The organism is Cellulosimicrobium sp. BMG9.22 (assembly GCF_059159975.1).
In genome coordinates, this window is sequence record NZ_JBZGBY010000015.1 from 1 (window position 1) to 21495 (window position 21495).

The window sequence follows — 21495 nt, forward strand, 5'->3', positions numbered from 1 at the left end:
GGACAAGCAACCACGGCTCTACCTCGGCGCACCACGGCTCTACCTCCGCTCGGACAGTTGCTTGCCGAAAAGGCAAGTGACATCTAGAGTTGCCGACATGGCAAATGACTTTCGCGGCGACGAACCTCTACCCGTCGCGGCGCGGCCCACGCCAGCCGAGGCGCGCGAGGCGTTGTCCGGCCTCGGCGCGGACGGCGCGAGGCTCGCCGAGCGCATGGTGACACCGTGGTGGTATCACGTGGCGCTCGGCGCGATCGTGGCAGTGATCGTCTGCACCCAGGCGGCGCCTTTTCCGGCCTCGCTCGTCGCGATGCCGGCCGCGATCCTCGCGCTTCCGATGCTCGTCCTCGTCTACCGCCGTCGCTACGGCCTCTGGTTCAGTCAGCCGGCAGGCCCACGGTCGACGCGCATCTACTGGATCATGCTGTCGACGATGGTCGTCGTCTTCGCGGCCGCGCTGACGATCCGGTTCACCGACGTCGGGTACGGGTGGGTCGTGGTGCCGGCTGTGGTCGGGTTCGTCGCGTGCGTCGTGCTGGGTCGTCGGTACGACGACGCCTTCCGCGACGAGCTGGCGGGGTCGGGACGCGAGGACGCATGAGCGCCGAGACGGTCCCCGCGTTCAACGACCTGATCCACTCGCCCGTGCGCCTGCGCATCAGCGGGGCGCTCCGGCGGGGCGCGGAACTCGAGTTCGCCGTGCTCCGGGACACCCTCGGACTGACCGATGCGAACCTCTCGAAGAACCTTCGGGTACTCACCGACGCCGGCTTCGTCATCGTGCGCAAGGAGAGCTCGCCCGCTCGGTCCGATGCCCGCCGGCTCACCTGGATCGCCCTCACGTCTGACGGGAAGCGCGCCGTCGATGCCCACCTCGCCGCGCTCGCCCAGATCGCGGAAGGGTGAACGAGAGCGCCGGGCGCTCGCGCCGGGGCCTCTGGCCGGCGCGTCGTGTCGTCTCCGAGGCGCGGGTGAATCTGTGGACTCCAACGCGCGGGGACCTTCGAGCGTGCTCATCATCGAAGAATGAGCACACCAGGGGGACCCCCGGCACCGGGGTGGTACGACGACGGCTCGGGCTCCGGGAAGGACCGGTACTGGGACGGCACGAGCTGGACCGAGCAGACGAGAGCGGTGGCAGAGCATCCGGCTGGGAGACCACCGGTGCCCACGGCGACGTCCTCCGTCCCACCCTCCGCTGACCCTGGCTCGCCGACGGCGGCGACGAAGCCGCACGTCGTCGGGTGGATCGCCCTCGGGGCAGCGGTTCTCGGGTTCGTCTTCGCCTGCATCCCGGGCGCGCTCATCATCGGTTGGATCCTCCTCCCGATCGCGTTCGTCCTGGCCATCGTGGGGTTCTTCCTCAAGGGCAAGAAGTGGCCCGTCGTCACGGCGCTCGTCCTGGCGGTCATCGGGACGATCGTCGGGTTCGTCGTCTTCTTGACGGTGGTGAGCGACTCCGTGGACGACGCGCTCGGGGACTCCGACGTCACGGTCACCGCACCGGACGACAGCTCGTCGCCCGGTGAGACCGATACCGAGGATGAGGGAACAACATCTGAGGGGACCGACGCGGCCGCCGAGCCGGGCAGTCGTGAGAACCCCGTTCCGCTCGGGACCGTGATCAGCGGCGACGACTTCGACGTCACGATCAACACCGTGCAGCTCGACGCGACCGAGGCCGTCATGGCTGCGAACGAGTTCAACGAGGCACCCGCCGAGGGGTTCACCTACGCGCTCGTCAACGCGACGATCACGTACACCGGTGAGGAGTCGGGCTTCGCGGCGGAGGTCGGCATCGACTACGTCGCCAGCACCGGTGAGGTGCTGGAGCAGTTCGACAGCTTCGCCGTCGCGCCGGAGCCCGTGCTCGGCTCCGACGAGCTCTACACCGGCGGGTCGACGACCGGCAACACCGTGATCGCCGTGCCGGCCGGCGACGCCGGCCTCGTCCGGGTCCGTCCGGGTTTCATCGCCGACGAGGTGTTCGTCGCGACGCAGTAGCCGAACCACGGTTCTACGTCGCGTGACCACGGTTCTACCTCGGCGGACGGCCCTGGCGGCCTCGTCAGACGAGCCACTCCCGTGCCGCGGCGACGAGGAGTGCGGCGCCCAGGTCGAGGGTCGGCTCGGGGACCGGGGCGAAGAACGGCGAGTGGTTGGGCGCGACGCCGTCGGGCAGGTTCCCCATGCCGGCCGCCGCGGAGAGGTCGAACCCCGCGAAGAGCGCCGGGTCGAACCCGCCGAGGTTCCAGTAGACGAGCGGGGCTCCGGCCGCGGTGGCGAGGTCGCCGACGTCCTCAGAGCCGGGCAGGGGCGGCAGGGCGACGACGGCGCCGCGCCCGCCGGCGGCGTCGATCCGTTCGCGCTGCTCGTCGAGGGTGCGTGCGAGCACCGCGCGGGTCCGTTCGGCGGCGGCCGGCTCGTTCACCGTGGGGTGGAACGTCGCGATCTCCTCGTACTCCGGCGCGGCTGGCGCGCCCGACGCCGCGGCCTCCGCGTCGGCGATCCGGTGGATCGCGGCGAGCACGCGACCACGCACGTCCGGGTCGAACGACCGCACGTTGACGAGGAGCTCGGCGGACGCCGGGATGATGTTCGACTGCGTCCCGGCGCGCAGGGCACCGACCGTGACGACGGCCGACTGCTGCGCCCCGATCTCGCGTGACACCACGCCCTGGAGCCGCATCACGGTGGCGGCGGCCATGACCACCGGGTCGACCGTCGCCTCGGGGCTCGACCCGTGCCCGCCCTTGCCGTGGAGGGTGATGCGGAGCGAGTCGCTCGCGGCCATCGCGGGCCCGGCGGTGAGGTTGACGACCCCGACCGGGAGCGGCACGACGTGCTGACCGAGGACGACGTCGGGCCGTCCGCCCGTGCGGTCGAAGAGCCCGTCCGCGATCATCGCGCGCGCTCCCCCGCCGACCTCCTCGGCGGGCTGGAACACGACGACGAGCGTCCCCGACCATGTGTCGCGGTGTGCGGCGAGCTCCGCCGCGGCTCCGAGCAGGCAGGTCACGTGGACGTCGTGGCCGCACGCGTGCATGGTCCCGGCCTCGTGTCCGTCGGACGTGGTCGCGGTGTCCGTCGACGCGTACGGCAGGCCGGTCTGCTCGGTGACGGGCAGTCCGTCCATGTCGGCGCGGAGCAGGACGCGCGGGCCGGCGCCGTTGGCGAGCACTCCCGCCACGCCGGTCTCGCCGATGCCCTCGTGGACCTCGTAGCCCCACCCCCGCAGCCTCTCGGCCACGATGCCCGCCGTGCGGTGCTCGGCGAACGCGAGCTCGGGGTGGCGGTGCAGGTCGGTGTAGACGTCGGTGAGCTCGGCCGTGGTGAGCGGGGTAGCGGTCATGCCTGCATGATCGCCTGCCCGACGACGCAAGACCAGCCGGTCCGTCAGCCCACGAACAGGCAGAACGGGTGTCCCGACGGGTCGGCGTACACGCGGAGAGGCTCGTCGGGGTCGTCCGAGCGGTCGTGCAGCAGCCGTGCCCCGAGCGCGAGGGCGCGCTCGTGCTGACGGTCGAGCTCCGCGACGTCAGGGACGGTGCAGTCGAGGTGGAGCTGCTGCGGGACGTCGCCCTCCGGCCAGGTGGACGGCTCCAGCTCCTCGACCTGTTGGAACGCGAGCTGGACGCCGCCGGGGGCCGCGCGCAGCACGAGCCAGTCCTCGCCGGCCGGGTCGGACTCGCCGGGCTCCGGCGGCTCGTCGCCCGCGCGGTACTTGAGCCCGAAGAGCTCGCGGTAGAAGTCCGCGAGCGCCCGCGCGTGCGTCGTGTCGAGCACCACCTGCGCGATCCGGGGGAACCTCTCGGCCACGGGAACCACCTCCGCCGACACCGTCGCGTGCTCCGTGCCACGCCGCAAGCCGGGGAGATCGCATCGCGTTAGGCTCACCGGACGACCCGCGGGAGGTGCGCACGTGGAGGACCACCGGGAGGGCCGGCTCGCCCGGCACGTCGCGGAGGCGGCGGACGCGTGGCTGCGCGACCCGCTCGACACCGGGGTGTACCGGCGCCTCGTCGCCGCGACGCTCGCGTGGCGTGCCGGTGCCGGGATCCCGACGCCGCCACACCGTGCTGCCGTCGTCCCCGACGCGGTCGACCGTCCCGACGAGCACGCCGATCTCGCCCCGGCGACCCGCGCCGACGACGAGCGGTTCCTCCGGCCGGACCGGGCACCGCAGCGCGTCGGCGGGGTGCTCGACGGCGTCGCGAGCCTGCTCCGCGCGCGGGCCGACGCGGCGGCGTCAGACCCCGGCGCCGGTTCCCTAGGTGCTGGGGACGCCAACGGTTCGAGCGGCCGCCCGCAAGATGTCGATGACATCGTGGAAGAACGTGACAATCAGCCCTGACGACGACGTAGGCTCGGATCCATGACCCGTGTCCTCGTCACCGGCGCCGACGGCGGAATCGGCCGCAGCACCGTGAGCCACCTCCTCGCCCGCGGGTTCGAGGTCACGGCCCTGTCCACGGCGTTCGAGCACGAGTGCCCCGCGGACCGGACGGTCGTGGGGGACGCCCGGTCCGCGGCCGACGTGAGCCGCGGGCTCGAGGACGCGGACGCCGTCGTGCACCTCGCCGCGATCCCCCACCCGAAGCTCGGCACGCCGCTCGAGGTCTACGCGACCAACACGACCGCGACCTACGCCGTCCTCTCGCTCGCGGGCGAGCGGGGCATCCGTCGGGTGGTGCTCGCGAGCAGCATCAACGCGTTCGGCGTGCCGATGAACCCGCACGACGTCCACCCCGCCTACTACCCGCTGGACGAGGACGTCCCCGCCGACGTGGCCGACGCGTACTCGCTGTCCAAGCAGGCGGACGAGGCGGCGGCGCACGCCGCGTGGCGGCAGTGGGGCGTCGATGTCGTCGCGCTGCGCTTCCCGCACGTGCGCGACCGCGCGGGTCTCGCCGAGACCGCGAGGGCCGTCGCGGAGAACCCGCGCGTGATGGCGCGAGAGGGCTGGGCCTACCTCGACCTGCGGGACGCGGTCCGGGCGATCGAGGCGGCGCTCACCGCCGACCTGGTGGGCGCGCACGTCGTCGGGCTGGCCGCGGACGACCCGCTCCTCGACGTCCCGACGCCCGACCTCCTCGCCCGGTTTGCACCCGACGTGCCGCTCACCCGCGCCGTCGGGCCGCACGACGGCCTCGTGGACACGCGCCGCGCCCGCGACCTGCTCGGGTTCCGGCCGCTCCACTCGCTCCACCGCCCCGAGCCCGACGCCGCCCCGGCGCCGCGCCCCGTCCCGACGACCCCGGAGGTCCCGTGACCGACGCCCCGCTCGACCCGCACCCGGCCTTCGCGAACCCGTGGCCCGCGCGCGACGCGACGCGCATCACGGGCGTGCGCGCGATCGTCACCGCGCCGGACGGCATCCCGCTGGTCGTCGTGCGCGTCGACACGAACGTGCCGGGTCTGTACGGGCTGGGATGCGCGACGTACACGCAGCGCTGGCACGCCGTCGTCGCGTACGTCGAGCAGCACCTCGAGCGCCTCGTCGTCGGCCGCTACCCCGGTGACATCGGCGACCTCGTGCGCCTCGCGCGGCTCGCGCCGTACTGGCGCGAGGGGCCGGTGGGGAACAACGCAATCTCCGGCCTCGACATGGCGCTGTGGGACATCGCCGGCAAGCGCGCGGGGATGCCGGTGCACGAGCTGCTGGGCGGCAAGGTGCGCGACGCCGCGGACACCTACCTCCACGCGAGCGGCCGGACGGTCGAGGAGACGATCGACGACGCGGCGCGGATCGTCGACGCCGGGTGGCGGCACGTGCGCCTCCAGACCGGCCAGCCCGGCATCGGGCACTACGGCACGGCCGCGGACCCGGAGCCCGGGTACCCCGGCGCGCCGAACCCGCACGGCTGGAGCGTCGAGGAGTACCTGCGCCGCACGCCGCGGCTCTTCGCCGCGGCGCGCGAGGCGCTGGGCGACCAGGTCGAGCTCCTGCACGACGCCCACTCGCGCCTGACACCCAAGCAGGCCGTGATGCTGGCGCGCTCGCTCGAGCCGTACCGGCCGTTCTTCCTCGAGGACGTGCTGGCGCCCGAGCACTGGGACCGCCTGCCCGAGGTGCGTGCCGCGTCCCCGGTGCCGATCGCGGTCGGCGAGCTCGCGACGTCGTTCGCCGACGCCGCGCGGCTCGTCCTGGGCGGCGGCGTCGACCTCATCCGCTGCCACATCAGCGCCATCGGCGGCCTCAGCGCGGGGCGTGCGCTCGCGACGGCGGCGGAGATGGTCGGTGTCCGCACGGCCTGGCACGCGCCGGGCGACACGTCGCCCGTGGGCGCCGCGGCGAACGTCGCGCTCGACGTGACGTCGACGGCGTTCGGCATCCAGGAGGGCCACGTCTACTCCGAGGCGGTGCACGAGGTCTTCCCCGGGACGCTGCGGATCGTCGACGGCTGGCTGCGCCCGCACGACGTGCCGGGGTTCGGCATCGACCTCGACGAGGCCGCAGCCGCCCGCTACCCCGCGGACCTCGCCGGTCACGACGCCTGGGCCGCGGGCGTGCGCGCGCCCGACGGCGGTCTGATCGCTCCCTGACTGCGCCGAACATCCGCGACTCTGCGCAAGAAGAAGACAACAGTTTGAAAACTCTTCGCAGGATCGCTTGTGCGGGACTCTGCGGCCGATCTAGTGTTCGGCGGGAACGACCACGCGCGGAGGTGCGACCGCGCGTCGGGCCGGAGGCCAGCACGCCTCCGGGTCAGCACGGAGGCACGAGCCTCCCGAGAGAAGACGGGTCAACGATGATTCGCAGGACACACATCGACGCGGCGTCCCCCCGCGGGCGCCGCGCCCGGGTCGCAGCGGCGGCCGCGGTCGCCCTCACGCTCGTGGTGGGGACGGCGTCGTCGGCCCTCGCCCAGGGCACGGCCCAGCCGCCCGCACCCGGTGCCGCGGTGACGCACGCCGCCGTCGACCCCGCGCTCGTCGAGGGCCGCGGCGCCGACGTGCCGTTCCTCGAGCAGGAGGCCGAGAACGCCGTCACCACCGGGACCGTGATCGGCCCCGGCCGGGACGCCTACACGATCGAGGCGGAGGCCTCGGGCCGCTCGGCCGTGCGGCTCACCGCCGGACAGCACGTCGAGTTCACGCTCCCCGCCGACGCGAACGCGATCACGGTGCGCTACTCGATCCCGGACGCGACAACCGGCGGCGGCATCACGTCGCCGCTGGACATCTCCGTGCAGCGCGCCGGGAAGAAGGCGGGCCCGGACCGGCGCATGACGCTCACGTCCGAGTACTCCTACCTGTACAACCAGTACCCGTTCACCAACGACCCGACGGCGGGCCTGCTCCAGCCCGGCTGGTGGGTCACCGAGTGCGCGTGCGTCCCGTCCGAGACGACGCCGACGCCCGAGTTCGCCACGCCGTTCCGCCCGATGAAGTTCTACGACGAGCAGCGGCTGCTGCTCGGCAAGACCTACCGGGCGGGCGACACGGTCCGCCTCACGATGCCCGCGGGCGCCACCGCGGAGTGGACGGTCGTCGACCTGCTCGACTCCGAGAAGGTCGCGCCGCCGAAGGTGCGGTGGCTCGCCGCGAACGCCCTGCTGTTCGGCGCCGACCCCACCGGCAAGCGGGACTCGGCCGACGCCCTCGACCGGGCCATCGCGTTCGCCCAGAAGAAGGGCCTCGAGGTGTACGTCCCGCCGGGCGTCTACCAGGTGAACCGCCACATCGTCGTCGACGACGTGACGATCCAGGGCGCCGGATCCTGGTACACGATCTTCAAGGGCACAGAGGTCTCGCTCGACGCGCCGCTGCCCGACGGCTCCGTGCACACCGGCGTCGGGTTCTACGGGAAGTACGCCCAGGACGGCGGCAGCTCGAACGTGCACTTGCGCGACTTCGCGATCGTCGGCGACGTGCGCGAGCGCATCGACACCGACCAGGTCAACGGCATCGGCGGCGCGCTGAGCGACTCGTCGATCTCCGGCCTGTACATCCAGCACACGAAGGTCGGCCTGTGGTTCGACGGCCCGATGGACAACCTGACCATCGAGGACAACGTCGTCGTCGACCAGATCGCCGACGCGCTGAACTTCCACGGCGGCGTGACGAATTCGGTCGTGCGGAACACCTTCGTGCGCAACACCGGTGACGACGGCCTCGCCATGTGGTCCGAGAAGCTGCCGAACACGGGCAATGTGTTCCAGAACAACACGATCCAGTCCAACACCCTCGCGAACGGCATCGCGATCTACGGCGGCACCGACAACGTCGTCCAGGCGAACCTCGTCGCCGACCCGGTCCGTGAGGGCAGCGGCCTGCACGTCGGGGCGCGGTTCGGCGCGGAGCCCTTCGCCGGGTACCTGGAGCTCACGGACAACACCGCCGTGCGCGCGGGCACGCTCGAACTCAACTGGAACATCGGGCTCGGCGCGATCTGGTTCTACGCGCTCGACCGCGACATCGACGCCGACATCCGCATCACCGGCGACCACTACCTCGACAGCACGTACAACGCGATCATGCTCGTGTCCGACTGGGGTGTGAAGGACCAGGTCGCGATCGAGGGCGTGGCGTTCAAGGACGTGCGGATTGACGGGACGGGGACGTCCGTCGTCAGTGCCCGGGTCCGCGGCGGGGCGTCGTTCGAGAACGTCGACGCGCGCAACGTCGGCTGGGCGGGCGTGAACAACTGCGGCGCGTTCAACTTCCCGGCCGGCGGTACCGAGTTCACGCTCACCGACCTCGGCGGGAACGACGGCACGTCCATCAGCCCCTGGGAGCCCGGCACGGTGAACTGGCTCGGGCGGTTCGTCCCCAACGCGCCGAGCTGCAACGACCGCCCGCCGGTCGTCGCTCCCCCGGCACCGTCCCCGTGGGTCCAGCCGGTCGGCTGACCCCACCCCGCTGAGTGCATGAAATAGTCGCGGTCGGATCGATTCGACCGCGACTATTTCATGCACTCACGGGGCGGGGTGGTGAGCCGCGGCCTCGGTCAGGGTCCGAGCAGGGCGGCCGGGACGACGGCGATCCCGTCGGGTCGCCGGTAGGCGACGTCGCCGGTCGTAATGACGACGGCGTCGAGCAGGTCGTCCCCGAGGCGCTCGCGCAGCCACCGCAGATGCTTCACGTCTGCGTCGGTCGCGGTGCGGGCGAGCTTGACCTCGAGCGCCAGGACGCGGCCGTCTCCTCGCACGACGACGAGGTCCACCTCGTGCTCCCCGCGCTTCGTCCGGAGATGGGCGACGGTGGCGCCCGCCGCGTCCGCGTACACGCGGACGCCGAGCGTGACGAGCGACTCGAACAACGCGCCGAGAAGTGTCCCGTCGCGCGGCACCGCACCGCCGGGCCAGGGCGAGTCGACCAGGGCTCCTGCACTCACTCCGAGCAACCGCGCCGCGAGCGCTGGGTCCGCCAGGTGGTGCTTGGGAGCCTGCGTGAGCGACGCGAGATGGTTGCGCGGCCCGGTCCAGGCAGGAAGCTCGTCGAGGATCCACAACCGCTCGAGCGTGTCCCGGTAGCCGATGGTGGTCGTCTTGGCAGGCTTGTTCGGCAGCCCCGGCGTCGCAGCATCGAGGAGCGCAGCATAGGCCGTGGCGCTCGAGGAGGCCGCCCCGAAGGCGGTGAGCCATGCGCGCAGCGCCGCGGGCCGGCGCACCACGTGGCCGAGCTCGGCGAAGTCGTGCTCGACGATCGAGTCGACGTAACCCCGAGCAGGTCGTGCCGATCGCGAGCATCGCGCTCGCGGACGCCGGGGAACCCGGACCGGAGGATCTCGTCGGCGTAGTCGCCGAGCGTCACGGTGGAGGTTCCCTCGACGGGTGGCCGCGCGCCGGCGAGGAGGCCAGAGAGCGAGGCGGTAGGCGGCACGAGCGCACGCTCCGCGAGGGACATCGGCCGCATCCGCATGCGGACGATCCGACCGGCACCGGTGTGCGTCGGAGCAGTGGGGGACGCCGAGCCGGTGAGCACGAAGCTTCCCACTGGGGCACCGCGGTCGACGGCGCGTCGGACGACGTCCCACACGGGCGGGTACTTCTGCCACTCGTCGATCAGCACGGGCGGACCGAGCCGTTCGACGCGTCGCGGATCGACGCGCAGCAGGTCGACCTCCGACGGGTCGTCGAGAGCGAGAAGAGAAGCAGCAGCTCGCTCCGCCGTCGCCGTCTTCCCGACGGCCTTGGGACCGTCCACCGCGAAATCCAGACGCTACCTCTCGGCGTCACCGCCGCGACCACCGGTGTGTCGGGCGGCGGGCACGTGCGCGGTCGACGACGACGACAGGCACCCTCTTCGCCGGAGCTCCACCAGCTCCTCCCCGGCTTCGGCGGGAGGATGAGGATGGCACCGCCGGGGCCGAACCAGCGCCGAACCCTCCCCTGACCCGCTGAGTGCATGAAATAGTCGCGATCGAGGCGTTCGACCGCGACTATTTCATGCACTCACGGGTGGGGGTAGTGTCCTCGGGTGCCCTTGCTCGGACCGGACGACGACGTCGTCGCGCAGCTCGGGCGGGTGCCACGACGGATCACCGTGGCGGGGGTGTCGGGCTCCGGGAAGACGACGCTCGCGCGCCGGATCGGCGAACGGCTGCGCATCCCGCACACCGACATCGACGGGCTCTTCCACGGGCCCGGCTGGACGCCACGACCCGAGTTCCTCGACGACGTCCGTGCGCTGCTCGCGCAGGACGCCTTCGTCACGGAGTGGCAGTACTCCGCCGCGCGCCCGCTGATCCTCGCCCGGGTCGAGCTGCTCGTCTGGCTCGATCTGCCGACCCCCGTCACGATGGCCCAGGTCACGAGGCGCACGGTGCGCCGTTCCCTCACGCGCGAGGAGCTGTGGAACGGGAACGTCGAGCCGCCGATCTGGCGGACGTGGCACAAGCCGCCGGAGGAGAGCATCGTCCGCTGGGCGTGGGCGACCCGGCACAAGTTCCGAGACCTCTCCGGACGCGTCGCGCACCAGGCGCCGGACGTCGTCGTGGTCCGGCTGCGCTCACGTCAGGAGGTGGAGCGCTGGGCCGGCCGGCTCCCGGCGCGCGACAGTGGCCGGAACTGACGTTCGGACGGACGTCAGACGGACTCGGACGCGACCTGGCGCGCGAGCTCCTCGACGATGCGGACGTCCGCGTCGAGCCACGGGACCGACAGCCAGCTCCCGGCGTCCAGCCACGTGAGGTCGTCGTGCTCGACGAGCGGCTGCGGCTCCCCCGCGGTGATCCGGGCGAACCACAGCCGCATGACGTGCCGGTCGGTGATGATCCACGCGCCGTGGTCCGGGCCGACGATCTCGTCGCCGAGCTCGACGGCGACGCCCAGCTCCTCGCGCAGCTCGCGGTGCAGGGCCTCGACCGGGGTCTCCCCCGGGTCGACCTTGCCGCCGGGAAACTCCCAGCGACCCGCGAGGTGCAGCGGGCGCGACCGGCGCGCCGTGAGCAGCAGCCGGGGCGCGGCGAGATCGTCAACGATCGCCGCCGCCACCACCAGTCTGCGCAGAGTCATACGCGGAGTGTCGCACGACGCCGTGTCGGGCTGGTGACACGGCCCGTGCGGACGACGCGCTCGTCGCCGCGGGACGTCGTCGGCCCGCGGCGAGGCCGGTCAGCGCAGGCCGGCGGCGCGAGCCCAGGCCACCGCCTCCGCGCGCGTCGAGACGCCGAGCTTGCGGTAGAGGCTGCGAACCTGCGACTTCACGGTGTTGCGCGTGACGAAGAGCTTGGTGGCGATCTGCTCGAGCGTGACGTCTTCCGACAGGTTGGACAGGACGACGCGCTCGCGGCGCGTCAGCGGGGCGATCGGCGCAGCGATCAGGCCCGACGGGGCCGCCATGGGGCGGACCAGCTCGATAGTGCTCATGTTCTCCTCCAGTTGCTCTCCCGGTCACGACGTCCCCACGTTGCGGACCCGGTGTGTTGCTACAAGAAGAGATGGACGAACGTCCTGTTCATGACGCGACTTTTCACCCCGGAGTTTCGGCGGAGGTCCCAGCGACCGCAGACGAACGCGTCGCGACGACGTCTCCGCAGGTCACGGGACGTCCGGCGTCCACAACGACGAACGCCGGAGGCGTCCGAGCCATGGCTCGGAACGCGCTCCGGCGTCCTGCATGATATGTGATCTACGTCACACTTGCGTCAGCCCGCGAGTGCCGCGTACTGCTCGGCCGTCAGCAGGTCGCCCGTCGAGGTGACGTCGACCTTGAAGAGCCAGCCGTCGGTGTAGGGGTCGGAGTTCACCACCGCGGGGTCGTCGATCGCCGCCTGGTTGACCTCGACGACGGTGCCCGTCACGGGCGAGAAGAGCTCCGAGACCGACTTGGTGGACTCCACCTCGCCGATGACGCTCCCCGCCGTCACCTCCGCGCCCACCTCGGGCAGCTCGAGATAGACGATGTCGCCGAGCGCCTCGGCCGCGGTCGCGGTGATGCCGACGACGGCCGGGTCCGACGCGTCGATCCACTCGTGCTCGGCGGTGTACTGCAGGTGGTCGGGGAACTGGTCGGTCATGGGACTCTCCTTCGGGCTGGGCACGGGTACTGTGCGCGACGTCGCGCGGACGATCAGGACTGCTGTGGACGACAGTAGAACGGGAGCGGCACGACCACCACGGGCTCGGCGCGCCCGCGCACGTCGACGACGAGCTCCGTGCCCTCCGCCGACACCTCCGGGGTCACGTACGCCATGGCGATCGGGTGCCCGAGCGTGGGCGACGGCGCACCCGACGTCACGCTCCCGATGCGGCGCGCGGAGTCCCCCACCGCTCCCCCGGCCTCTGCACCGTCGCCCGGCAGCACGACGGCGTAGCCCGCCCGGGCGGGGCGGCGCCCCAGCCCCTTCAGGCCGACGAGCACGCGCGCGGGCGCCGACGCGCGACGCGCGGCGAGCGCCGCACGTCCGACGAACTCGAGCGGCGTGCCGTCGTCGGACACCTTGTCGAGCTTGACCACGCGGCCGAGACTGGCCTCGTAGGGCGTCGTCGTCGTGTCGAGCTCGTGGCCGTAGAGCGGCATCCCGGCCTCGAGGCGCAGGGAGTCTCGCGCCGAGAGGCCCGCGGGCACCAGGCCCAGCGGCTCCCCGGCGGCGAGGACCGTGCGCCACAGGTCGGCGGCCCGGTCGGCCGGCACGAACAGCTCGAAGCCGTCCTCCCCCGTGTACCCCGTGCGCGCGACGAGCGCGTCGACCGGTCCCGCGCCGGTGCCCGCATCGGCCCGCAGCGTGAGCCGCACGGCCGCGTAGTACCTCAGGTCCCGGACGGCCTGCGCCGCGGCGGGTTCCGTCGGGTCAGTGAGGGCGGTGACGATCTCCTCCGCACGCGGCCCCTGGACCGCGATGAGCGCCGTCTCGACACCCTGGTCCGTCACGGTCGCGTCAAAGCCCGCCGCCCGCTCCACCAGCTCGCGCGCCACGAGCTCCGCGTTGCCCGCGTTCGCGACGACGAGGAACCGCTCGTCCTCCAGGCGGTACACGACGAGGTCGTCGAGCACCGAGCCGTCCTCCGCGCAGATCATCGTGTAGCGCGCGCGGCCCGGCGCGACGGCGGAGAGGTTCCCGACGAGCGCGTGGTCCAGCGCGGCGGCCGCCTGCGGCCCGGCGACCTCGATCTCCCCCATGTGGGACAGGTCGAACAGCCCCGCCGCCTCGCGCACCGCACGGTGCTCCGCGAGGTCCGACGTGTACCGCAGCGGCATGAGCCACCCGCCGAAGCTCGTGAGGTTCGCGCCGAGCGCGACGTGCTCGTCGTGCAACGGGCTGTGCTTGTCCGCCGGCTCGTCGATCGGCGTGTCGCTCGGCTGGTCCGTCATGCGCGGTCTCCCGTCGTGTCGATCGTGGTCACGTAGGACTCCAGGGGCGGGCACGAGCACACGAGGTTCCGGTCTCCCCGCGCGCCGTCGATGCGCCGCACCGGCGGCCAGTACTTCCCGGCGCGCAGGCTCGCCACCGGGTACGCCGCGAGCTCGCGCGAGTAGGGCTTGTCCCACTCCTCCGCGACGAGCGCGGCAGCGGTGTGCGGAGCACCGCGCAGCGGTGACTCCTCGACGGCCCAGCGACCCGACACGACGGCGTCGATCTCCCCGCGGATCGCGATCAGCGCGTCGACGAACCGGTCGAGCTCCGCGAGGTCCTCGCTCTCCGTCGGCTCGACCATGAGCGTCCCGGCGACCGGGAACGACAGCGTCGGCGCGTGGAACCCGTAGTCCATGAGCCGCTTGGCCACGTCCTCGGCCGTCACGCCCGTCTCCGCCGTGATACCGCGCAGGTCGAGGATGCACTCGTGCGCCACGAGACCACCGGGGCCCGTGTACAGGACCGGGAAGTGGTCCGTGAGGCGGCTCGCGACGTAGTTCGCCGTGAGGACGGCGGTCTTCGTCGCCTCGGTCAACCCGTCCGGACCCATGAGCGCGACGTACGCGTACGAGATCGGCAGGATTCCGGCCGAGCCGTAGCGCGTCGCCGAGACCGGCGTCCCTCCCCCGGCGCCGACGGCGATCGGGTCGCCCGGGAGGAACGGGACGAGGTGCTCGGCGACGGCGACCGGGCCGACGCCGGGGCCTCCGCCGCCGTGCGGGATGCAGAACGTCTTGTGCAGGTTGAGGTGCGAGACGTCGCCACCGAACTCGCCCGGGCGCGCGAGGCCGACGAGCGCGTTGAGGTTCGCTCCGTCGATGTACACCTGGCCGCCCGCATCATGTACGAGGTCGCAGACCTCGCGGACGTGCTCCTCGTAGACGCCGTGCGTCGACGGGTACGTGATCATGATCGCCGCGACGCGTGGGCCGTGGTCGGCAAGCTTCGCCCGCAGGTCGTCGAGACGGATCTCGCCGTTCTCCGCCGTCGCGACGACCTCGACCTTCAGCCCCGCCAGCGCCGCCGACGCCGCGTTCGTGCCGTGCGCCGACGCCGGGATGAGGCACACGTCGCGCTCGTCGTCGCCGCGCGAGAGGTGGTAGTCGCGGATCGCCAGCAGACCCGCGAACTCGCCCTGCGAACCCGCGTTCGGCTGCACCGACACGCCCGCGTAGCCCGTGATCTCCGCGAGCGCCGACTCCAGGCCGCCGATGAGCTCCTCGTAGCCCCGTGCCTGCTCAGCGGGCACGAACGGGTGGATGTTCGCGAACTCCGGCCAGGAGATCGCCTCCATCTCCGCCGTCGCGTTGAGCTTCATCGTGCACGAGCCCAGCGGGATCATCGTGCGGTCCAGCGCGAGGTCCTTGTCCGAGAGGCGGCGCAGGTAGCGGAGCATCGAGGTCTCGGAGCGGTGCAGGTGGAAGATCGGGTGCTGCAGGTAGGTCGTCGTGCGTCGGAGCTCGCTCGGGAGCGCGTTCGGGCTGGCTCCGGCGGGCGAGGCGCCGTCGGTGCTCGGGCTGGCCGCGCCGTCACCCTGGTCGGTCAGCTGTCCGTTCGCGAGCGCGGCCTCTACGCCCTTCGCATCCGACGCCGCCTCCCCCGCCTCAACGGTCGGCTCATCCGCCGTGGGCGCCGGGGCGCCGAAGGCCTGCAGCACCGTGGCGATGGTGGTCGAGGTGGTCGTCTCGTCGCAGGCGATCTGTACGTGATCAGCGTCCGGGTTGTACAGGTTGATTCCTGCCGCTGCGGCTGCATCGACGATCGCCGCTGCGCGGCCCGGGACCGTCGTGCGGACGGTGTCGAAGAAGGTGTCGTGGTCGACGGTGATGCCTGCGGTGCGGAGGGCGGCCGCGAGGGTGGCCGCGTGGGCGTGGGTGCGCTCGGCGATCGCGCGGAGGCCGTCGGGGCCGTGGTAGACCGCGTACATCGAGGCGACGATCGCGAGGAGCGCCTGCGCGGTGCAGATGTTGCTCGTCGCCTTCTCGCGACGGATGTGCTGCTCGCGAGTCTGGAGGGCGAGGCGGTACGCCGTGTCGCCGTCGGCGTCGATCGAGACGCCGACGAGGCGGCCCGGGAGCGAGCGCTCGAGGCCCTTGCGGACGGCCATGAACGCGGCGTGCGGGCCGCCGTAGAACAGGGGGACGCCGAAGCGCTGGGCCGAACCGACCGAGACGTCGGCGCCGAGCTCACCGGGGGAGACCAGCAGGGTCAGCGCGAGCAGGTCGCTCGCGACCGTCACGAGCGCGCCCGCGGCCTTGGCCTCCGCGACGACGGGTCGCCAGTCCACGACGCGGCCCGACGCCCCGGACTGCTGGACGACGACGCCCACGAGGTGCGCGTCGTCGTCGGCCTCCGCGGGGAACGTGCCCGCCGCGCGGGCCGCGGCGAGGCCCGCCTCGAGCCCGCCCGAGAGGTCCGCGACCACCGCGGGCAGGCCGACCGCGTGCGCACGCCCGAGCGTCACGGCAAGCGTCTGCGGGAAGAGGTCCGCGTCGAGGACGACGTAGCCGCTCTTCGCGTGCGACGCGCGCCACATGAGCGCGACGGCCTCCGCGACGGCGGTGGCCTCGTCGAGCAGCGACGCGTTCGCGACGTCGAGCCCCGTGAGGTCCTCGACGACCTGCTGGAAGTTGAGCAACGCCTCGAGGCGGCCCTGCGAGATCTCCGGCTGGTACGGCGTGTACGCCGTGTACCAGGCGGGGGACTCGAGCACGTTGCGGCGGATCACCGGGGGAGTGACGGTCCCGTAGTAGCCGAGGCCGATCATCTGCGTCTTGACGACGTTCTTGCCCGCGAGGTCGCGCAGGTGGTCGAACACCTCGGTCTCCGTGCGCGCGGCGGGCAGGTCGAGCGGGCGGTCGGTGCGGATCGACGCCGGGACGGCTGCGTCGACGAGCGCGTCGAGCGAGTCGTAGCCGAGCTGGTCGAGCATGGCCTGCACCTCGCGGCCGCGGGGGCCGAGGTGCCGGGGCGCGAACGCGCCGGTGGCGGCGTTGTGCCGCGAGCTGGGGTCGAACGACGGCTGGGTCACGGAGACCTCCGGTGGAGGGGACGACGGCGGGTCCCTCCCCGCTCTGTCATCGGACGCACGCGTCGACCTGAGAGTTTTGCCGGTCCGCCATACCCGTGAGGGCCGGGGCGCGCCGACTTGCACCGTCGGTGGGCCGGGCCGCCGGAGATCCGACGGCGCACGGCCGCTTTCCAGAGTTGCCTCACCTCGACGGTACGTGGGCCTGAGAGATTCCCGGGGAGGACTTGCTCCTTCGGCGCCGACGCCGGGTCGCGGGGACCGTGGCGCCGAGCTCTCCCGTCGTGGTTCGGGCGGCACGATGGTCCCGGCGCCGAGGACGGCACGCGGGACCACCGGTGAAGCATGAAGTTGTGACCTCGATCCTACCGGCCGCCGCGGGCTCGGGTGCCGCCGCTGATCAGGCGGGCTCGGAGACCAGCTCGCGCTCCGCCGTCGGCTCGGACGCCGCCGGGACGGGCTCGACCGCCGCACCCTTCCGCGCCGCCGGGCGGCCGTAGGTGTAGTAGAGGGGCAGGCCGGTGAGCAGCAGGCCGCCCACGAGGTTCCCGGCGAGCGTGGGGATCTCGTTCCAGACCAGGTAGTCCATGATCGTGAACTCGCCGCCGAGCAGCAGGCCGGACGGGAAGAGGAACATGTTGACGATCGAGTGCTCGAAACCCATGAAGAAGAAGAGCATGATCGGCATCCACATCGCGAGCGCCTTGCCCGGGACGTCCTTGGCGATCATCGCGCCGATGACGCCCATCGACACCATCCAGTTGCAGAGCATCCCGCGGACGAACAGCGTGAGCATGCCGGACGCCCCGTGCTCCGCGTACCCGACGGTCCGGCCCTCGCCGATGTGACCGATCGCCTCGCCGACCTCGTTGGGCGGGGTCGCGAACCCGTACGTCACGACGATCGCCATCAGGACGGCGACGGTGAAGGCCCCGATGAAGTTGCCGACGAACACGAGGCCCCAGTTGCGCAGGATGCCCCGCCAGGTGATGCCGGGCCGCTTGTCGAGCCACGCGAGCGGGCCGAGGACGAACATGCCGGTGAGCAGGTCGTAGCCCAGCAGGTACAGCATGATGAACCCGACGGGGAAGAGGATCGCGCCGAGGATCGCGCTGCCCGTCATGACGGTCACGGTCACCGCGAACGCCGCGCCGATGGTGAGGATCGCGCCGCCCATGATCGCGCGGACGATCGTGTCGCGCGTGGAGAGCAGGACCTTGTTCGCGCCGGCGTCGACGATCGTCGGGACGAGCTCGGCAGGCTTGAGGTACGACATGGGCGGTCTCCGGTTCCTTCGGGCGTCGTCGCCGGCCACGGCAGGGGAGAGGCCGACGGCTCGCCCCACGCTAGGAAGACCGGGTTTCGCCCGGGTTCCCGCGGCGGAGCATTCTCGTTACCGCTTCCGCTCAGCGCGGCGCGTCACGCTGTGAGGTACCGGCGGGTGCCCGGCGCACGACGACGGAACGCACCGTCGCGAGGCGGCTCACCGCGCGCTCGAGCGCGTGCGTGCGCCGCGGCGTCGCGCGGAACGTCACGACGATCCGTCCCGCCGTCCCGTCCGGGCCGACGCCGTCCGTGGCCAACGAGTCGAAGCTCACCCCGCGCGTCGAGAAGACGCCGGTCAGCGCGGTGAGCGTGCCCGGCTGGTCGAGCCCCTGGACGGTCGCCACCCAGGTCGCCTCCGCGCCCGACGATGTCCGCTCGCTCAGCTCGTCCCGCCCGCCCGGCTCCGTGGCGGCGACCGCGGCAGCGGCAGCGGCAGTGCCCGTGGCCGTGGCCGTGGCCGTGGCCGTGGCCGCCAGCATCTGCCCGACGCCGTCCGCCGCCCGCGCGAGGTGGCGCGCCTCGTCGTCGGGCAGCGTGTCGAGGAGGACGCGCGTCCACCCACTCGGGCCGAGCACCACGGGGACTCCGAGCACGCCGCGGAACGGGCCGTCGTCGGGCACACCGGGGGTCGACGAGCCGGGCCGCGACGAGCCCGACCGTGACGCGCCGAGCCGACCGTCGAGCTCGCCGTCGAGCGCGACCTGACCGGCGACGACCGTCTCGCGGCCGTCGAGGATCACCTCGAGGAGGTCGACCGTCGCGCTCGCCGTGCCCGCGGGCGTCTTGGCGCCGGACTGGTGGGTCATCCAGGGACGCGTGACGAGGCGCAGGTCGGCGGGCCACGTGTCGATGAGGTCGAACGCGGCGCCCATGTCGTCGCCCGCGAGGAGTGCGAGCTCGTCCTTCGCGGCGTCGATCTCGGCCGGCAGGACGTCGAGCGTGCGACCCCGGCGCAGGGCTGCGACGGCTCTGGCCCGCTCGTCCGCGTCGAGACCGCTGATCTGGACCGTCGACCACAGCGGGACGGCGTCCTCGCCGTGCTGGCCACCGACGAACCCGCCCACGCGGTGCCGCCGCACGCCCAGCTCGACCGCGATCTCGCGCCGGAATCGGAGGGTGTCGAGCCACGCGCCCATCCCGATCACGCGGTGCCGCCCGAGCCGCTCCGCCATCACCGCGACCCCCAGCTCGACCGGGTTGGTCACGACGACGACGACCTCGTGCCCCGAGCCGCGCCGCGCGATCGCGTCCGCGTACTCCGCGAAGACCGCTCGGTTCGTCGCGGCGAGCAGACGGCGGTCCGGATCGGCGCCCGTGCGCGCCGGGGGAGTGAGGCCCGCGGCGACGACGACCACGTCGGCCGTGACGTCGTCGGGGGAGTGCGCGACGTCGAGCAGCGGCGCGTGCTCGTCGTAGGCGTCGACGAGGTCCGCGCGCAGTCCGTGGACCGCCTGCCCCGACCCCCCGCCGGCCCGGCCCACGAGCTGGAGCCGCGACGTCGGCGGGAGGACCCGGCGCTCGACGAGCTGCGTGCACACCTGACGGCCGACGTCGCCCGTCGCCCCCACCACCGCTACGTCCATCCCGGCAGGCTACGTCGCCGGAGCACCCCGGGAGTCCGCGCCGTCCTTCGCCCCCGGCCGGTCGACACCGAGCGTCCGGAGCAGGTCGGGCAGGTGGGTCCGCAGCGTCTCCCAGACGATCTGGTCGCCGACACCGTCGTACTGGTGCGCGATCCGGTTCCGCGTCGCCCTGATCTCGCGCCACGGAACGTCCGGATACCGTCGTCGCCGCAGTCGTGCACGCCTGATATCGATCCCGATATCAGGCGTCGAGTTCTCCCTGCCCTCAGGCGAAGGTGATCTGCGCGGCGGCGGCGACCATCTCGTCGAGGACCGCCGACACGACGGGCCGGGGCTCGTGACGCGTCGCGCGGTGGCGGGCGACCAGGCGCCGGGAGCCGAGGCCGGGCAGCCCGACGACCGTGACGCCGTCGGGCACCTCGTCCGACGCGCCACCCTCGACGGCGAGCGCCGGCAGCATCGCGACGCCCAGGCCCGCGGCGACGAGCGACAGGGCGACGTCGAAGTCGTAGTAGTTGTGCCGTGTCCGCAGCGTCCCGCCGAGCCCGCGCTCGAGGCGCCGCAGGGCACGGGCTGCCGCGGTGTCGGGCTCCGGGCCCAGCCAGACGACGTCGCGCACGTCGTCGAGACGCGTCGGGGTGGGCATGGCCGCGGGGACGACGAGGCGCCACGGCTCGTCGAGGAGCACGACCTCGCGCGTCCCCCGCGGCGCGGGCGACTCGGCCTCGTAGTCGCGCTCGAGGAGGACGACGTCGAGCTCGCCTGCGCGCAGGAGCCGGAGCGCCTCGGCGGGCTCACGCTCCTGGACGTCGAGGTCGATGCCCGGCGAGGTCTCCACGAGGCGGGCGGCGACGGGTGCGACGACGGCACGGATCGCCGTCTGGAAGGAGCCGACCGCCACGCGACCCGCCACCTCGTCACCGAGCGCGGCGAGCGCCTTGCGGGCCTCGACCAGCTCGGTCTCGATGCGTTCCGCGGCCTCCGCGAGCACCCGACCGGCCGGGGTGAGGGTCACGCCGCGCGGCCCGCGATCGAGGACCGCGACGCCCTCCTCGGCCTCGAGACGCTGGATCTGCTGGGACACCGCGGACGGGGTGACTCGTAGCAGATCCGCTGCCGCGAGCACACCCCCGCCCCGGTGCACGGCAAGGAGGAAACCAAGCCTGCGTGGGTCTGTGGCCATGTAGTGATGCTAAAGGACCGTTGCAGAATCATTCGATTGCGCTGAACGCCGTTCGGCCCCACACTTGTGGAGGCGCCGACCGGTTACCTCCTCCTCCTGCGGGTCGGCGCCAGAGCTTCCGCACCACCCAGCGCCACCAGCCCACGGCCCGGAGCGCACAGCCCCCGCAGCGTCGCGGAACCCCTCCACCCCACCCTCTTCGTCGCCCGGAGTCTCGCTGTGCCCGTCACCCTCGACGCCCTCGTCATGTTCCTCGGCTGGATCGGCGCCGCCGCCGGCGTCCTTGCGTACGCGCAGGTCAGCCGCGGCCGCTGGGCCGCGTCGTCCGCCCCCTTCCAGCTCACCAATCTCGTGGCAGCCGGGCTCATGGCCATGGTCGCGGCCGTGAACGGCGTGTGGCCGTCCGTGGCGGCGAACGTGGTCTGGGTCCTCATCGGGGTCCAGGCGGTCGTCCTCATCGTCCGCGCGCGCCACGCCCGTCGACGCGTCCTCGCCGAGCAGGTCGACCCCGCGCCCCAGGAGGTCGAGCTCGCCGCGTGACCCCCGCCGTCGGGCGCCAACACCCGGGACG

General features: G+C 72.7%; 21 protein-coding genes, 2 pseudogenes and 1 riboswitch. Of the genes and pseudogenes, 10 read left to right on the top strand and 13 right to left on the bottom strand.

The genetic code is table 11. The annotated features are described in order from the left end of the window. The first annotated feature begins 97 nt into the window (after positions 1-97). From AC4H2H_RS11460 to AC4H2H_RS11475, 4 genes and pseudogenes are all read left to right on the top strand, one after another. Positions 98-601, top strand: a complete 504-nt coding sequence (locus AC4H2H_RS11460; RefSeq protein WP_494370941.1) for a hypothetical protein — start codon at positions 98-100, stop codon at positions 599-601. After that, positions 598-906, top strand: coding sequence for a transcriptional regulator (locus AC4H2H_RS11465; RefSeq protein ID WP_494370942.1), 309 nt, complete (start codon positions 598-600; stop codon positions 904-906). Before AC4H2H_RS11460 ends, AC4H2H_RS11465 begins: the two co-directional genes overlap by 4 nt. A gap of 120 nt (positions 907-1026) precedes the next feature. Further along, positions 1027-1140: pseudogene (locus tag AC4H2H_RS11470) on the top strand (DUF2510 domain-containing protein); the annotation flags it as partial. Positions 1141-1164: 24 nt separating this feature from the next. Continuing rightward, positions 1165-2004, top strand: coding sequence for a hypothetical protein (locus tag AC4H2H_RS11475; protein ID WP_494371019.1), 840 nt, complete (start codon positions 1165-1167; stop codon positions 2002-2004). A gap of 64 nt (positions 2005-2068) precedes the next feature. Here AC4H2H_RS11475 and AC4H2H_RS11480 read toward each other — a convergent pair whose 3' ends face one another. Both AC4H2H_RS11480 and AC4H2H_RS11485 read right to left on the bottom strand, forming a co-directional pair. Further along, positions 2069-3352 carry an amidohydrolase gene (locus tag AC4H2H_RS11480; RefSeq protein WP_494370943.1) on the bottom strand — a complete coding sequence of 428 codons (1284 nt, stop codon included), beginning with the start codon at positions 3350-3352 and terminating at the stop codon, positions 2069-2071. 44 nt (positions 3353-3396) lie between these two features. After that, the gene (locus AC4H2H_RS11485) at positions 3397-3819 is read right to left on the bottom strand and encodes a VOC family protein (RefSeq protein ID WP_494370944.1); all 423 of its coding nucleotides are present in this window, start codon (positions 3817-3819) and stop codon (positions 3397-3399) included. Between the two features lie 103 nt (positions 3820-3922). Here AC4H2H_RS11485 and AC4H2H_RS11490 point away from each other — a divergent pair, with 103 nt between their 5' ends. The 4 genes from AC4H2H_RS11490 (at position 3923) to AC4H2H_RS11505 (ending at position 8855) form a co-directional block, all read left to right on the top strand. After that, positions 3923-4354 carry a hypothetical protein gene (locus AC4H2H_RS11490; RefSeq protein WP_494370945.1) on the top strand — a complete coding sequence of 144 codons (432 nt, stop codon included), beginning with the start codon at positions 3923-3925 and terminating at the stop codon, positions 4352-4354. A gap of 21 nt (positions 4355-4375) precedes the next feature. Next, a complete protein-coding gene (locus AC4H2H_RS11495) occupies positions 4376-5272 on the top strand; it encodes an NAD-dependent epimerase/dehydratase family protein (protein ID WP_494370946.1) in 897 nt (298 codons plus the stop codon). After that, entirely contained in the window at positions 5269-6546 is a 1278-nt protein-coding gene (locus tag AC4H2H_RS11500) for an enolase C-terminal domain-like protein (protein WP_494370947.1), read from the top strand. The genes AC4H2H_RS11495 and AC4H2H_RS11500 overlap by 4 nt, the downstream gene beginning before the upstream one ends. Before the next feature lie 206 nt (positions 6547-6752). Next, positions 6753-8855 carry a glycosyl hydrolase family 28-related protein gene (locus AC4H2H_RS11505; protein ID WP_494370948.1) on the top strand — a complete coding sequence of 701 codons (2103 nt, stop codon included), beginning with the start codon at positions 6753-6755 and terminating at the stop codon, positions 8853-8855. 98 nt (positions 8856-8953) lie between these two features. Here AC4H2H_RS11505 and AC4H2H_RS11510 read toward each other — a convergent pair whose 3' ends face one another. Together AC4H2H_RS11510 and AC4H2H_RS11515 are read right to left on the bottom strand one after the other, a co-directional pair. After that, positions 8954-9619, bottom strand: coding sequence for an ATP-binding protein (locus AC4H2H_RS11510; protein ID WP_494370949.1), 666 nt, complete (start codon positions 9617-9619; stop codon positions 8954-8956). Positions 9620-9897: 278 nt separating this feature from the next. Further along, positions 9898-10152, bottom strand: a pseudogene (locus tag AC4H2H_RS11515) (AAA family ATPase); the annotation flags it as partial. A gap of 273 nt (positions 10153-10425) precedes the next feature. Between AC4H2H_RS11515 and AC4H2H_RS11520 the strand changes: the two are divergent. Then, positions 10426-11019 (top strand): P-loop NTPase family protein, encoded by a 594-nt coding sequence (locus tag AC4H2H_RS11520; RefSeq protein ID WP_494370950.1) that lies wholly within the window; start codon positions 10426-10428, stop codon positions 11017-11019. Between the two features lie 14 nt (positions 11020-11033). Here AC4H2H_RS11520 and AC4H2H_RS11525 read toward each other — a convergent pair whose 3' ends face one another. From AC4H2H_RS11525 to AC4H2H_RS11565, 9 genes are all read right to left on the bottom strand, one after another. Further along, positions 11034-11462: a (deoxy)nucleoside triphosphate pyrophosphohydrolase gene (locus AC4H2H_RS11525; protein WP_494370951.1), complete on the bottom strand. Its 429-nt coding sequence runs from the start codon at positions 11460-11462 to the stop codon at positions 11034-11036. Between the two features lie 99 nt (positions 11463-11561). Further along, a complete protein-coding gene (locus tag AC4H2H_RS11530) occupies positions 11562-11789 on the bottom strand; it encodes a LuxR C-terminal-related transcriptional regulator (protein ID WP_494371020.1) in 228 nt (75 codons plus the stop codon). Between the two features lie 305 nt (positions 11790-12094). Beyond that, positions 12095-12466 carry a glycine cleavage system protein GcvH gene (gcvH, locus tag AC4H2H_RS11535; RefSeq protein ID WP_494370952.1) on the bottom strand — a complete coding sequence of 124 codons (372 nt, stop codon included), beginning with the start codon at positions 12464-12466 and terminating at the stop codon, positions 12095-12097. 53 nt (positions 12467-12519) lie between these two features. Continuing rightward, positions 12520-13761, bottom strand: a complete 1242-nt coding sequence (gene gcvT, locus AC4H2H_RS11540; RefSeq protein WP_494370953.1) for a glycine cleavage system aminomethyltransferase GcvT — start codon at positions 13759-13761, stop codon at positions 12520-12522. After that, complete coding sequence (gene gcvPB / locus AC4H2H_RS11545) at positions 13758-16736, bottom strand: aminomethyl-transferring glycine dehydrogenase subunit GcvPB (protein WP_494371021.1); 2979 nt, start codon at positions 16734-16736, stop codon at positions 13758-13760. The genes gcvT and gcvPB overlap by 4 nt, the downstream gene beginning before the upstream one ends. A gap of 279 nt (positions 16737-17015) precedes the next feature. Then, positions 17016-17124, bottom strand: a riboswitch (glycine riboswitch). 108 nt (positions 17125-17232) lie between these two features. Next, complete coding sequence (locus AC4H2H_RS11550; RefSeq protein WP_494370954.1) at positions 17233-18108, bottom strand: formate/nitrite transporter family protein; 876 nt, start codon at positions 18106-18108, stop codon at positions 17233-17235. Positions 18109-18238: 130 nt separating this feature from the next. Further along, complete coding sequence (locus AC4H2H_RS11555) at positions 18239-19741, bottom strand: lactate/malate family dehydrogenase (protein WP_494370955.1); 1503 nt, start codon at positions 19739-19741, stop codon at positions 18239-18241. A 9-nt stretch (positions 19742-19750) separates the two neighbouring features. Next, positions 19751-19981 (bottom strand): HepT-like ribonuclease domain-containing protein, encoded by a 231-nt coding sequence (locus AC4H2H_RS11560; RefSeq protein WP_494371022.1) that lies wholly within the window; start codon positions 19979-19981, stop codon positions 19751-19753. Between the two features lie 25 nt (positions 19982-20006). Further along, a complete protein-coding gene (locus tag AC4H2H_RS11565; RefSeq protein ID WP_494370956.1) occupies positions 20007-20924 on the bottom strand; it encodes a LysR family transcriptional regulator in 918 nt (305 codons plus the stop codon). Positions 20925-21143: 219 nt separating this feature from the next. Between AC4H2H_RS11565 and AC4H2H_RS11570 the strand changes: the two genes are divergently transcribed. After that, positions 21144-21464, top strand: coding sequence for a CBU_0592 family membrane protein (locus AC4H2H_RS11570; RefSeq protein WP_494370957.1), 321 nt, complete (start codon positions 21144-21146; stop codon positions 21462-21464). The last annotated feature ends 31 nt before the right edge of the window (positions 21465-21495 follow it).

Excerpts from the sequence above, each read along its gene's own strand:
- AC4H2H_RS11505 (WP_494370948.1), top strand. The coding sequence starts at position 6,753 with ATGATTCGCAGGACACACATCGACGCGGCGTCCCCCCGCGGGCGCCGC.
- gcvT (WP_494370953.1), bottom strand. The coding sequence starts at position 13,761 with ATGACGGACCAGCCGAGCGACACGCCGATCGACGAGCCGGCGGACAAG.
- AC4H2H_RS11530 (WP_494371020.1), bottom strand. The coding sequence starts at position 11,789 with ATGGCGGCCCCGTCGGGCCTGATCGCTGCGCCGATCGCCCCGCTGACG.
- gcvH (WP_494370952.1), bottom strand. The coding sequence starts at position 12,466 with ATGACCGACCAGTTCCCCGACCACCTGCAGTACACCGCCGAGCACGAG.
- AC4H2H_RS11480 (WP_494370943.1), bottom strand. The coding sequence starts at position 3,352 with ATGACCGCTACCCCGCTCACCACGGCCGAGCTCACCGACGTCTACACC.
- AC4H2H_RS11460 (WP_494370941.1), top strand. The coding sequence starts at position 98 with ATGGCAAATGACTTTCGCGGCGACGAACCTCTACCCGTCGCGGCGCGG.
- AC4H2H_RS11495 (WP_494370946.1), top strand. The coding sequence starts at position 4,376 with ATGACCCGTGTCCTCGTCACCGGCGCCGACGGCGGAATCGGCCGCAGC.
- AC4H2H_RS11555 (WP_494370955.1), bottom strand. The coding sequence starts at position 19,741 with ATGGACGTAGCGGTGGTGGGGGCGACGGGCGACGTCGGCCGTCAGGTG.
- AC4H2H_RS11465 (WP_494370942.1), top strand. The coding sequence starts at position 598 with ATGAGCGCCGAGACGGTCCCCGCGTTCAACGACCTGATCCACTCGCCC.
- AC4H2H_RS11525 (WP_494370951.1), bottom strand. The coding sequence starts at position 11,462 with ATGACTCTGCGCAGACTGGTGGTGGCGGCGGCGATCGTTGACGATCTC.
- AC4H2H_RS11565 (WP_494370956.1), bottom strand. The coding sequence starts at position 20,924 with ATGGCCACAGACCCACGCAGGCTTGGTTTCCTCCTTGCCGTGCACCGG.
- gcvPB (WP_494371021.1), bottom strand. The coding sequence starts at position 16,736 with ATGCTCGACCAGCTCGGCTACGACTCGCTCGACGCGCTCGTCGACGCA.
- AC4H2H_RS11550 (WP_494370954.1), bottom strand. The coding sequence starts at position 18,108 with ATGTCGTACCTCAAGCCTGCCGAGCTCGTCCCGACGATCGTCGACGCC.